Source organism: Burkholderia sp. BCC0419, from assembly GCF_902830285.1.
In the GTDB taxonomy this organism is placed as follows: domain Bacteria; phylum Pseudomonadota; class Gammaproteobacteria; order Burkholderiales; family Burkholderiaceae; genus Burkholderia.
In genome coordinates this window covers 26,565-38,891 of record NZ_CADESR010000014.1, presented here as the reverse complement: position 1 = coordinate 38,891, position 12,327 = coordinate 26,565, and the positions used below count along the sequence as shown (strand labels likewise).

The 12,327-nt window shown below is 66.9% G+C and carries 7 protein-coding genes; 2 read left to right on the top strand and 5 right to left on the bottom strand.

Annotated features, from left to right (window positions below; genetic code table 11):
• The 4 genes from HWW87_RS34835 to HWW87_RS34820 form a co-directional block, all read right to left on the bottom strand.
• Window positions 1-1,053, bottom strand: a complete 1,053-nt coding sequence (locus tag HWW87_RS34835) for a nucleoside hydrolase (protein WP_175824068.1) — start codon at window positions 1,051-1,053, stop codon at window positions 1-3.
• A gap of 88 nt (window positions 1,054-1,141) precedes the next feature.
• Window positions 1,142-2,254, bottom strand: coding sequence for a porin (locus HWW87_RS34830; RefSeq protein ID WP_175824067.1), 1,113 nt, complete (start codon window positions 2,252-2,254; stop codon window positions 1,142-1,144).
• Between the two features lie 160 nt (window positions 2,255-2,414).
• A complete protein-coding gene (locus HWW87_RS34825; RefSeq protein ID WP_175824066.1) occupies window positions 2,415-3,716 on the bottom strand; it encodes a hypothetical protein in 1,302 nt (433 codons plus the stop codon).
• 393 nt (window positions 3,717-4,109) lie between these two features.
• The gene (locus HWW87_RS34820; RefSeq protein ID WP_175824065.1) at window positions 4,110-5,528 is read right to left on the bottom strand and encodes an MFS transporter; all 1,419 of its coding nucleotides are present in this window, start codon (window positions 5,526-5,528) and stop codon (window positions 4,110-4,112) included.
• 447 nt (window positions 5,529-5,975) lie between these two features.
• On the opposite strand from HWW87_RS34820, the gene HWW87_RS34815 reads away from it, so the two are divergent.
• Complete coding sequence (locus HWW87_RS34815; protein WP_175824064.1) at window positions 5,976-8,438, top strand: DUF3772 domain-containing protein; 2,463 nt, start codon at window positions 5,976-5,978, stop codon at window positions 8,436-8,438.
• A 139-nt stretch (window positions 8,439-8,577) separates the two neighbouring features.
• Here the strand turns inward: HWW87_RS34815 and HWW87_RS34810 are convergent, their stop codons facing one another.
• Window positions 8,578-10,089, bottom strand: coding sequence for an aldehyde dehydrogenase family protein (locus HWW87_RS34810; protein ID WP_174434124.1), 1,512 nt, complete (start codon window positions 10,087-10,089; stop codon window positions 8,578-8,580).
• Window positions 10,090-10,818: 729 nt separating this feature from the next.
• Here HWW87_RS34810 and HWW87_RS34805 point away from each other — a divergent pair.
• Window positions 10,819-12,303: an amino acid permease gene (locus HWW87_RS34805; protein WP_347879309.1), complete on the top strand. Its 1,485-nt coding sequence runs from the start codon at window positions 10,819-10,821 to the stop codon at window positions 12,301-12,303.
• Window positions 12,304-12,327 lie beyond the last annotated feature (24 nt).

Genomic DNA, 12,327 nt, shown 5'->3' with positions numbered 1-12,327 from the left:
TCAGGGCAGCTTCGCGATGCGCTCGACGAGCGTCGCGTAGAAGCGGTCCGCGTCGACCTCGTTGATCCATGTCGCATTCGCCGCACGGCCGCTGCGCCCGTTCCAGTCGACGATCGTCTCGCCGAGCGTCCACTGCCCGGTCGTCTCGACCACCACGTTCACCTTGCGTCCGCCGAACAGCGTCGGATCGACGAGATAGCCGACGGCCGTCGGGTCGTACATCGGTGCGTCGTCGATACCGCGCCGCTTCTTGTTGTAGGCGAGCTCGGCCGCCATGATGTCGGCGACGATCGCGCCGCAGCGGTTGCCGAGCGCACGGAACGGCGCGACGCGCGCCGGCGTGATCGGCGCCTTCACCGCCACGTCGCGCGGCAGCACGACGATCGGCACGCCGCTGCCGAACACCACGTCGGCCGCCTGCGGATCGACGTAGATGTTGAACTCGGCAGCCGGCGTGATGTTGCCGCGCTCGAAGAACGCGCCGCCCATCAGCACGATGTCGCGCAGCGCGCCGCGAATCTGCGGCGCCTCGACCAGCGCGGTCGCGATGTTGGTGAGCGGCCCGAGCGCGCACAGCGTCACGCTGTTCGGCGCCGCGCGGCTCAGCGTATCGACGAGGTACGACACCGCGTGACCGGCGGCGAGCGGCGCGCGCGGCTCGTGCAGTTCGACGCCTTCGAGCCCCGTCTTGCCGTGCACGTTCGCGGCCGTCACGAGATCGCGCACGAGCGGACGCGGGCAGCCCGCATACACCGGCAGCGCTTTCGTGCGGCCGGCCCAGTCACGGATGATCCGCGCATTGCGTTCGGTCAGGTCGAGCGGCACGTTGCCGGCCACGGCCGTCAGCGCGCGCACGTCGAGCCGGTCCTGTGCGCCGAGCGCGAACAGGATCGCGATAGCGTCGTCCTGCCCCGGGTCGGTATCGATGATCACCGTGCGACGCGCGGCGTCGCCGCCGGCCGCGAATGCGCCCGTTTCGGGAAGCAGCGCGGTGCCGGCCAGCGCGGCGGACAGTTTCAGGAACGTGCGGCGGGATGCGATCGGATGGGTCATGGTCGAGCTCTCAGGAAAACGCCGGGCCGCCCCAAATTTTCCAGGCCCCCTCGGGGGGCCTGTCGCGAAGCGGCAAGTTTGGGGGCGCTCAAAACACGTGCCGGACGCCGAGCGTCGCCATCATCTGGCGCGTGCCGGTCGAGCGCGCATACGCGAAGATCTGCGCATGGTCCGCGTCGCCGGCCGCCTGCTGCGCGATCACCGTCAACGCGACGTCGGTGCGTTTGGACAGGAAGTAATCGGCCTGCAGGTTCACCTGATGCCATTTCGGGCGCTTGTCGATCACGTCGTACTTGCCGTTCGTGAACGCATACGCTGCGCCGAGAAAGAGCTGCGGCGTCATCGTGTAGACGATGTTCACGCCCAGGTTCTGCAGGTGCAGGTGCGAATTGTCGAGGTAATCGTAGCGCACGTCGGTGAACATCGCCGCGAACTGCGCGCGGCCGATCGTGTAGAAGCCGCCCGTGCCCGCGATCCGCTGCCGGCTCGCGTATGCCGCCGGCGACATCGCGCTCTTGCTGAAGATCAGCAGCGGCGACGCATAGTCGTTCGCGATCGCGCCGTCCTGGTTCGTCGCGCTGTAAGGATGGTTGTACTGCGCATAGACCGCGCTCCAGCGCAACGGACCGCGCTCATAGCCGAGCCCGAAGCTGTACGCGCTGTTGTTCGCGAAACCGGTCGCGTTGCTGAAGCCGTACAGCGCGGTGAACTTCAGCCCGTAGTAGACGGGGCTCACGTACTTCACCGAGTTCTGCACGCGGATGTCGTTGTAACCGTTGTCGTTGTCGCCGATGTTCACGCCGTTGCTCGCGATGATCACGGGCCCGATGTAGTCGTGGATCGCGTCGTACTGACGGCCGAACGTCAGCGAGCCGTAGGTGCGGTCGGCCAGGCCGACGTAGGCCATGCGCCCGAACTCGCGGCCGTTCTGCGCGGCCGTGCCCGTCATCACGTTGAAGCCGTTCTCGAGCTGGAAGACCGCGGACAGCCCTTGCCCGAGATCCTCCTTGCCCTTCAGCCCCCAGCGGGGATTCTGGTTCGTACCGGACAGCGCCTGCCACGCGTTCTTGCCGCCCTGGTTCGTCGCGAACCCGACACCGGCCGAGATGAGACCGTACAGCGTGATGCTGCTTTGCGCACCGGCATGGGTCGCGAAGGCGCCGAGCATCGCGAGCGGGGCGAGCTTGTAGAGAGTTTTCATGCGGGTCGTGTGGTCGGTGGTGGTCCAGGCGCGGCAGGGTTCCGCGAAACTGGACTCGACTATACGAACCCGGATCGGATAATAAAAGTTTGCTTTCCTTATATCTCAATAAATCGGATTTATTCTCATCTCCATGCCTGCCGCGCTCGGCGAACGGCACTCAGTCCGCCGTGTCGCCGCCCTTCGGCAGCTTCGACCATGCATGGCGCCCCGGCGCCGGCGACCACGCCGGACGCGTCTTGCGAGCGCTGTCGATCACGACCAGGTAGCGGCCCGCGATCGGCGTGATGTCGCGATCGCGACGCAGCACCCACAGCGACTTGCCGGCCTCGACGCGGGCCTGGTAATCGTCGTCGAGCAGGCCGTGCTGGTCGAGGAACGTGTTCAGCGACGCGGGAATCCGCACGCAGCCCTTCGAGTGCCGGATACCGAGCAGCCCTTCGAGCCGGTCGGGGTCGGTCGCATGCATCTGGAAGCGCATCGGCGACACGCCGCCCTTGCCCCAACCGCGCTCGCCGTCCACCCAGCCGAAATCGTAGATGCGCATGTCGCGGTGGCCGTAGCCGCGGATGCCGTTCTCGTTCGTCGTGCCTTCCGCGCGGAAATCCATCGTGTCGGGCGAGTGATGAAACACGCCGAGCGGCGTCAGGAAATGGTCGTACTTGCCCGGCAGCCCGGTGCCGACCGGCGATGCGCCAATCATCAGCCACGCATTGGTCGGCGTCGCGCGGAAGTAGATGAACAACGCCTGCACGTTCGGTGCGCGGTCGACCATCGCGACGTATTCGCCGGCGAGGTCGCCGAGATCCGCGTTGGCGAGCGCTTTCTGGAGCCGCTCGCCGTACGCGCGCTGCTCGCTCGCCGGCACGTTCAGGCGTCGCGTGACTTCCTGCGTGAAACGCTTGCGCATGTCGAGCGCGCGCGTCGTCGCGTTCTGTGCCTCCTCGGCCGACAGCGGCGGATGCCGGCGCGGCGGGGTGGGCGGAGGCGGCTCGGCCTCGCTGGCGGCCGATGCAGGCGCGGCGGCCGACGCGGCGGAAGCGGCGGAAGCGGCGGAAGCGGCCGACGCACCCGATGCAGCGCTCGCGGGTTCTGCGTGATTCGCTTGTGACGCGGCGGATGTCGGCACTGCGGCCGATGCGCCCGACGCCGCATGCGCAGACGAAGCCGGATGCGTGCGGGAGGTCGCCGAAGCAGGCGATGCAACAGATGAGGATTGCACAGCAGACGACGGAGCGTCGGACGCGGCAAAGGCAGGCCGTTCGGCGAGAACGGAAATCGACACTACGACAGCGAGCCACACGTATGCGGCGACTGGGCGGCTAAGACAACGCGGCTTCGCAAAACGCCGCGCCAGATGGGCAAGAATCATACGTTCGAAGCCATCGGCCGATCCGGCCGCCGCATGGTGCTGTTGCGAGCGGCGCATCTTCCGCGCAAGCCATCGACACGTCCGGCGCATCGCGTGCGCCCGGCGCCGACGCCTCTTCGCGGTGGAGCCGTTCGCTGATGCAAACGCGGTCGCTCCGATGGCGGCTAATGAGTCGTCAGGCCCTTCATTCTACTCGTCCATACACGATTCGGCAGCGATGAAAACCGCGATTTCACGTCGAAATTGCGCTTCGTCACGCTTTGTTTCAACTCGTTTCCGCTTGCGTGTTCGTTGCGTGGCAGGCTTGCGTGCTGGATGTTTCGGCATGCGGCCGAAGGCTGGCGCGTTTCATCCGGTTCTGATCACGCTTCCCTATTGATTTGCATAACAAAGCATTTTTACGATCCGGCGACCAGAAACCGGATCTCCACCGCATCGCACGCATGCCGCACGAAGCGTGCGACACGCGTGCGCACCTGCCGACTACTTCGAGATGGTTTCGAGCGCGATGCCCTTCGTGCGCGGTCCCATCCACCCGATCGCGGCCATCACGATCACCATCGCGCCGGCGATGAATGCAAACACGCCGAACGTGCCGAAACCGCGCAGCACGGCCGCGATCACGAACGACGAGAAGATCGCCGAGAAGCGGCTCCACGAATAGACGAAGCCGACGGCCCGCGCGCGAATCGACGTCGGGAACAGCTCGGCCTGATACGCGTGGAAGCTGTACGACATGATGTTGCTCGCGAGCGTGAGGCCGATGCCGAGCACGATCAGGAACGCACCCACCTTCGTCTGGCTGAACATCAGCCCGCAGACGACGATCGCCGCCGCCATCGCGACGATCACCGACTTGCGCTCGAAGCGATCGGCGATCACGAGGCCGATCAGCGGGCCGATCGGCGCCGCGAGCGCGATCACGCTCGAATACATCAGGCTCGACGTGATCGTGATGCCCTGCTTGATCAGCAGCGTCGGCACCCAGTTCGCGAAGCCGTAGAAGCCGACCGTCTGGAACACGTTGAAGATCGTCATCATGATCGTGCGGCTGCGATACGGCGGCACCCACATGTCGCGGAAGCTGCCCCGCGGCGGCACGGGTTCGGCCGGCGCGGGCGGCGGCAGCGGCCGCCCGTATTCGGCTTCGACCTTCGCCTCGAGCGCGCGCATGATGCGGTCGGCTTCGTCGACCCGGCCCTGCTGCGCGAGCCAGCGCGGGCTTTCCGGCAGTTCGCGGCGAATCCACCACACGAACAGCGCGCCATGCGCGCCGATCAGCACGACCCAGCGCCAGCCGTCGAGGCCGAGCGGCGCGTGCGGCACGAGCAGGTAAGCGAGGAACGCGACCACCGGCACCGCGACGAACCCTACCGCCTGCTCGCATGCGAACGCACGGCCGCGGATCTGTTTCGGCACGAGTTCGGAGATGTACGTGCCGATCGTCACCATCTCGACGCCGAGGCCGAGACCGACGACGAAGCGCCAGAAGTTCAGCCCCGCCGCGGTGTCCTGGAACGCCATCACGATGTTGGCGGCCGTGTACCACAGCAGCGACCACGTGAAGATCGCGCGGCGGCCGAAGCGGTCGGCGAGGAAGCCGCACGCGATCGTGCCGATGAAGAGCCCGGAGAACAGCGCGGCGATGAAACTCGCGACGCCCGTGGTGCCGAACAGGCCGTGTGTCGTCGCGGACAGGATGCCGCTTTTCACGAGGCCCGGTGCGACGTAGCCGCTGTACAGCAGATCGTAGAGTTCGAAGAAGAAGCCGAGGCTCAGCAGCACGACGAGCTTCCAGACGCTGCGCGTCGGCGGCAGGCGGTCGAGGCGGGCCGAGATGGAGCCAGGGTCGACGGAGGGGGATTGGGCGGGTGCCTGCGAAAGGCTGTCCGTTGAGGCCATCTTGGGCGCGTCTCCTGATCGTGTCGTGTTGTATGTCGTCGTCCGGCGGACCGCCGAACCGCCACCGGGCGAATCGCTGCATTGTACCGGCACGCCCGTTTGGCCCATGTGCGAGCCAACAGGCGCGCCGCGTCGCAGGCGCCAAAGCAATTCGACGCCCCGTTTTCCCGCCGGATAATGTGTAAATTGCGTAACCGTATGTCGGATATGGCAAGCGCGTCACTGCGACGTTCCGGTGCCACCGGCCGCGCACGCAGGCCGCGCAGCCAGCAATAGCAGGCGTACCGCGCTGTTTCGCGCTGGCGCGCGCCGCCGGAAGCGCCGCGAACCGGGAAACGCAATCAGTACAACCACGCGTTCCGCGCCCCGGTAACATGCTACCGGGCCAACTACCGGCTTCCGGCTGCCTTTCGGCAACCGGCATTGTCGGCAAATCGTAAGTATTCCATGTCCATACAACGACTCTCCACGTACGCCCGCCGGATCGCGCTGATCGCGCTGCTGCAGTTCGCGGCGATCGCGACCGCGTCGGCGTTTCCGGCGGCCGCTTCCGCTCCCGCCGCGAGCGGCGTCGGCGCAACCGCGCCGGCCATCTCGCTGCCCGACGCCGTCGCGCAACTCAAGCAGATGCAGGCCGAGCTGGACCGCATCAAGCAGCAGACCTCGACCACGTCCAACAGCAAGGAGCTGGACGCGCTCGACGACTCGGCGCAGGAACTGAGCGCCGATGTCGCGAAACTGCAGAGCGATCTCACGCCGCAACGCGCGCAGGTTCAGGCGCAACTCGACGTGCTCGGGCCGCCGCCGGCCGAGGGCGCCGCACCGGAAACGGCAGCCGTCGCGAAGCAGCGGGCCGCGCTGGGCGCGCGCAAGACGCAGATCGACGCCGCGCTGAAGCAGGCCGCCGACCAGAAGACGAGCCTCACGAACCTGACCGAGCAGTTCGCGAAGCTGCATCGCAGCCTCCTGAAGAACCAGCTCGCATTCCGTTCGGGCAGCATCTTCAGCGCGCAGTTCTGGCTGCCGCTGTTCCACCTGTCGCCGGACGATCGCCAGCGGCTCGATGATTTCAACGGCGAGCTGTTCGACATGCTGCATTCGTCGTGGGTACCCGGGCAACGGGCGCTCACCACGCTGCTGCTGATCGCCGCATTCGCGGCATGGCTCGGCGGCCGCCGGCTCATCGAGCGCGGGCTCGCGTGGATCGCGCTGAACCGCCTGCCGCCCTCCCGCTTGCGCCGCAGCGCACTGGCGCTGACGACCGCACTATCGACCTTCCTCGCGACGGCCATCGCGATTCAGATCCTCTACCTCGCCGTCGCGCGCCACTACGAGCTCACGCCGTCGCTGACCGATCTGTGGGACCAGTTCGCGAAGCTCGCCGCGACCTGCGCACTGATCGCCGGGCTCGGCCGCGCGCTGCTTTGCACGAAGCATCCGTCGTGGCGCCTGCCGGCGCTCGCCGATCCCGTCGCGCTCGCGATGAAGCCGTTCCCCGCCATCCTGGCCGGGCTGCTGCTGGTGTCGGGCACGCTCGAATCGATCAACCGGATCGTCGACACCAGCCTGTCGGTCACGCTGTTCGGTCGCGGCATCGTGTCGCTCGTCGTCGCGCTGACGGTCGGCGCATCGCTGTTGCGCGCGAACCGCGCGCGCAGCGCACTTGCAGCGGCAGGCGAGGCGCCCGAGCAGCGCTCGACGCTCGCCGGGCTGATCCATGCCGGCGTCACGCTCGCGATCGTCGCGTCGTTGATCGCACTCCTGATCGGTTACATCACGGTCGCGCGCTTCATCACGTACGAGCTCGTATGGTTCGAGATCGTGCTGTGCGCAACCTACATCCTGATCCAGTTGACGCGCGACGCGAGCGAAAGCCTGTTCTCGTCGAGCCTGTCGACGGGCCAGCAGATCAAGCATCTGTTCGCGCTCGAAGACCGCCACCTCGACCAGGCGCGCACGGTCCTGTCCGGCTTCGGCACGAGCCTGCTGATGCTGATCGCGGCGATCGCGCTGCTGACCGGCGGCTTCGGCACGACGCCGGGCGACCTGCTCGACAGCGCGGTCGCGATGATCGGCAGCCAGCGGCTGCAGAGCCTGAACATCATGCCCGACCGGATCATGAACGCCGTGATCGGCTTCGCGATCGGCTTCTACCTGCTGCGCTCGCTGCGCCGCTGGCTCGACGGCGAATTCATGCCCGCGCTCGGCATGGATACGGGCATGCGCGTGTCGCTGATCACGCTGTTCACCAACGTCGGCTACGTGCTGCTCGTGCTGATGACGCTCGGGCTGCTCGGCGTCCGGTGGAACAATCTCGCGTGGATCGTCAGCGCGTTGTCGGTCGGTATCGGCTTCGGCCTGCAGGAGATCGTGAAGAACTTCGTGTCGGGGCTGATCCTGCTGACCGAGCGCCCGGTGAAGGTGGGCGACATGATCAGCATCGCGGGCGTCGAAGGCGACATCCGCCGCATCAACGTGCGCGCGACCGAGATCCAGCTCAGCGACCGCTCGACCGTGATCGTGCCGAATTCGCAGCTGATCTCGCAGAACCTGCGCAACGTGACGATGGGCAACAGCACGCAGGGCGTCGCGACGCTGGTGCTGACGTTCCCGCTGAACACCGATCCCGAGCAGGTACGCGACCTGCTGCTCGATGCGTATCGCGAGCACCAGGCGATTCTCGACAAACCGGCGCCGTCGGTGACGTTCAGCCAGCTCACGCCGGACGGGATCACGCTGAGCGTGACGGGTTACGTGTCGAGCCCGCGGATCGCGAGTTCGACGAAGAGCGACCTGCTGTTCGAGATCCTCAAGCAGTTGCGCGCGGCGGGGATCACGCTGTCGAGCCCGCAGATGCTGGTCGTGCAGAACATGCCGGCGAACGATGGTCCGACGCGGCAAGAATCGTAAGTGAGCCATTGAGCGGCGACGCTCACGCTCGATCGGCGCGCCGCGCGCATCGCAGTAAACGACAAGGGCCGGTTACCGCTTTCGCGGCAACCGGCCCTTCTCATTCGACCGTCGAAGCGCCCTGGTCGGGCGCCTGCACTTATACGTCGAACTTCACCCCCTGCGCCAGCGGCAACTGCCGACTGTAGTTGATCGTATTCGTCGCACGGCGCATATACGCCTTCCATGCATCCGAACCCGACTCGCGGCCGCCGCCCGTTTCCTTCTCGCCGCCGAACGCGCCGCCGATTTCCGCGCCGCTCGTGCCAATGTTCACGTTGACGATCCCGCAGTCGCTGCCGGCCGCCGACATGAACTGCTCGGCCTCGCGCATGTCGTTCGTGAAGATCGCCGACGACAGGCCTTGCGGCACCGCGTTGTGCACGTCGATCGCGTCTTCGAAGTTGTCGTAGATCATCACGTACAGGATCGGCGCGAACGTCTCGCGCTCGACCACCGCCGATTGCTTCGGCATCCGCACGATGGCCGGACGCACGTAGTACGCATCCGCGTGACCGACGTCGACGCGCTCGCCGCCCTTCACTTCGCCGCCCTGCTCGCGTGCATCGGCCAGCGCCTTCTGCATCGCATCGAACGACGCACGATCGACCAGCGGGCCGACCAGCGTACCTTCTTCAAGGGGGTTGCCGACCTTCACCGACGCGTAGGCCTTCTCGATGCGCGGCAGCAACTGCTCGACGAGGCTGCGATGCACGATCAGGCGGCGCAGCGTCGTGCAGCGCTGGCCGGCCGTGCCGACCGCCGCGAACGTGACCGCGCGCACGACGAGATCGAGATCCGCGCTCGGCGCGACGATCATCCCGTTGTTGCCGCCGAGTTCGAGAATGCCTCGTGCCAGGCGCTGGCTCAGCACCTTCGCGACTTCCTGGCCCATCCGCACGCTGCCCGTCGCGCTGACGACCGGCACCTTCTTCGACGCCGTCAGCACCTCGCCGACATCGCGCATGCCGAGCACCAGTTGGCTCAGCTCCGCCGGCGCGACGCCCGGATGCGTCTTCTCGAACTCGCGGAGCGCCTTCTGGAGCAGCACATGGCAGGCGATCGCGGTAAGCGGCGTCTTCTCGGACGGCTTCCACACGACCGAATCGCCGCACACGAACGCGAGCGCCGCATTCCACGCCCACACCGCAACCGGGAAGTTGAACGCCGAAATCACGCCGCACACGCCGATCGGGTGCCACGTTTCCATCATCCGGTGGCCGGGGCGCTCGGAGGCGATCGTGAGGCCGTAAAGCTGGCGCGACAGACCGACCGCGAAATCGCAGATGTCGATCATTTCCTGTACTTCACCGAGCCCTTCCGACGTGATCTTGCCGGCTTCGAGCGTGACGAGGCGGCCGAGCTCGGCCTTGTGCTCGCGCAGCACGTTGCCGAACACGCGCACGAGTTCGCCGCGCACCGGCGCCGGCACCGTGCGCCACTTGAGGAATGCGTCGTGCGCGGCGTCGATCTTGCGCTCTGCGTCGGCGGGCGTGTCGACGGCCAGCGTCGCAAGCGTCGCGCCATCGAGCGGCGAACGCGCGGTCAGCGCATTGCCTTTCCACTGGGCGAGATCGATGTCGAGCGCGGCAAGAATGTCGTTGAATTGCATCACTTCCTCTTCAGGGACAGATTGATCGGTGCGGCGGCAGCGCCGCCCGCGTGATTCGATTGGAGCGCGTTCGAGCGCCTTGTGCAAGCGGATGCGCCGCGCGGCGGGCCCGGTGCGCCATCCGGCGCATCGCGCTGCGCCGCCGCCGGAAAGCCCGGCCGGACGGCGCGCCCCCGCCTCGCGAGGCACGATCCATGAAACACATTGTCGATGGCCACAAGTCGGGCCGCTATTGATATTAACTCACGACTTCATTCCCAAAACGCAAGAAGTCAACCGGCCAGCCGCGCCTGTACCCGCGCCGATATCGGACGTTTCCAAAGCCCGCAGACGGGTACTCGGACGTGTCCCAGGCCGACACAAGTTGATGACCATCTCGCATCACCCTGTTCGGAAATATCGTTTGCCGCCCGTGCACCGGGCACACACAATCGGTGCGACGTCGAGGTGCAACGCACCCGGCGCGCCGCCGGCCGTCACTACGGCAGCCGGACGACCGACGAAGGCGACACGCACCACGGCCCGCTCAGCGGGCCGGTTTCGCACCGCATCACCGCTGCCCGGCCCGCGGCCGGCGACGCGTCGCGCTTCGTCACCGAAAAACAATCCCGGAGACAGCGCCCAGCGCCCGCCATGCATTCAGATGCCCGCCCCGATTCGTCCCGCCCGTCCGGCTCGCCGCCCGCGAAGCCGTCCCTCCACCGCGCGTTGCAGGCCCGCCATCTCCGGATGATCGCGATCGGCGGCTCGATCGGCACGGGCCTGTTCGTCGCGTCCGGCGCATCGATCTCGCAGGCCGGGCCGGGCGGCGCGATGGTCGCGTACATGCTGATCGGCCTGATGGTCTATTTCCTGATGACGAGCCTCGGCGAAATGGCCGCGTTCATGCCGGTGTCGGGGTCGTTCGCGACCTACGGCGCGAAGTTCGTCGACGAAGGCTTCGGCTTCGCGCTCGGCTGGAACTACTGGTACAGCTGGGCCGTGACGCTGGCGGTGGAGCTCGTCGCCGCGCAGCTCGTGATGCACTACTGGTTTCCGGACGTGCTAGGCGTCTGGTGGAGCGCGCTGTTCCTCACCTTGATCTTCGCGCTCAACGCGCTGTCGGTGCGCGGCTTCGGCGAAGCAGAATACTGGTTCGCGCTGATCAAGGTACTGACGGTGCTCGCGTTCGTCGGCGTCGGCCTGCTGATGATCTTCGGGATCATGCAGGGCGGCCCGAGCGCCGGCTGGGGCAACTTCACGATCGGCGACGCGCCGTTCGTCGGCGGCTGGGCAACGATGCTCGGCGTCGCGATGATCGCGGGCTTCTCGTTCCAGGGCACCGAAATGATCGGCGTCGCGGCCGGCGAATCGGAAAACCCGCGCACGACGATTCCGCGCGCGGTGAGCCAGATCTTCTGGCGCATCCTGCTGTTCTACGTGTTCGCGATCGTCGTGATCGGCGTGCTGGTTCCGTACACCGATCCGAGCCTGCTGAAGAGCGACGTGACCGATATCGGCGTGAGCCCGTTCACGCTGGTGTTCCGCCACGCTGGCCTGGCCTTCGCGGCCGGCGTGATGAACGCGGTGATCCTGACGGCCGTGCTGTCGGCCGGCAACTCGGGCATGTACGCATCGACGCGCATGCTCTACAACCTCGCGGTCGAAGGCCGCGCGCCGAAGCTGTTCGCGAAGCTGTCGCCGGGCGGCGTGCCGCGCAACGCGCTGTATGCGACCACCGCGATCGGCGCGCTGTGTTTCCTCACGTCGCTCTACGGCGACAAGACCGTCTACCTGTGGCTGCTGAACACGTCGGGCATGGCCGGCTTCATCACGTGGCTCGGCATCGCGGTCAGCCACTACCGCTTCCGCAAGGGTTTCCTGAAGCAGGGCTATCGGCTCGACCAGTTGCCGTACCGGTCGAAGTGGTTCCCGTTCGGCCCGCTGTTCGCGTTCGCGCTGTGCGCGATCGTCGCGCTCGGCCAGGACTACCAGGCATTCCTCGCCGACAAGATCGACTGGGCCGGCATCGCCGCGACCTACATCGGCCTGCCGTTCTTCCTCGCGATCTGGCTCGGCTACGCGCTCGTGCGCAAATGCCGCCTGGTGCGCTACGAGGACATGGAAATCGCGCCGTGGATCGAACGCAACGCGACGCCCGACGCCACCGAAAAGGCCAACGCCGGCTATCCGGCCTACGTCGCCCGTCCGGTCAACCCGACGCCGGGCGCCTGAAGCCCGGTAATGCGCCGGCGGCCG

Coding starts and splice junctions, on each gene's coding strand:
- HWW87_RS34835 (WP_175824068.1), bottom strand. CDS start 1,053: ATGACCCATCCGATCGCATCCCGCCGCACGTTCCTGAAACTGTCCGCC.
- HWW87_RS34830 (WP_175824067.1), bottom strand. CDS start 2,254: ATGAAAACTCTCTACAAGCTCGCCCCGCTCGCGATGCTCGGCGCCTTC.
- HWW87_RS34825 (WP_175824066.1), bottom strand. CDS start 3,716: ATGCGCCGGACGTGTCGATGGCTTGCGCGGAAGATGCGCCGCTCGCAA.
- HWW87_RS34820 (WP_175824065.1), bottom strand. CDS start 5,528: ATGGCCTCAACGGACAGCCTTTCGCAGGCACCCGCCCAATCCCCCTCC.
- HWW87_RS34815 (WP_175824064.1), top strand. CDS start 5,976: ATGTCCATACAACGACTCTCCACGTACGCCCGCCGGATCGCGCTGATC.
- HWW87_RS34810 (WP_174434124.1), bottom strand. CDS start 10,089: ATGCAATTCAACGACATTCTTGCCGCGCTCGACATCGATCTCGCCCAG.
- HWW87_RS34805 (WP_347879309.1), top strand. CDS start 10,819: ATGATCGCGATCGGCGGCTCGATCGGCACGGGCCTGTTCGTCGCGTCC.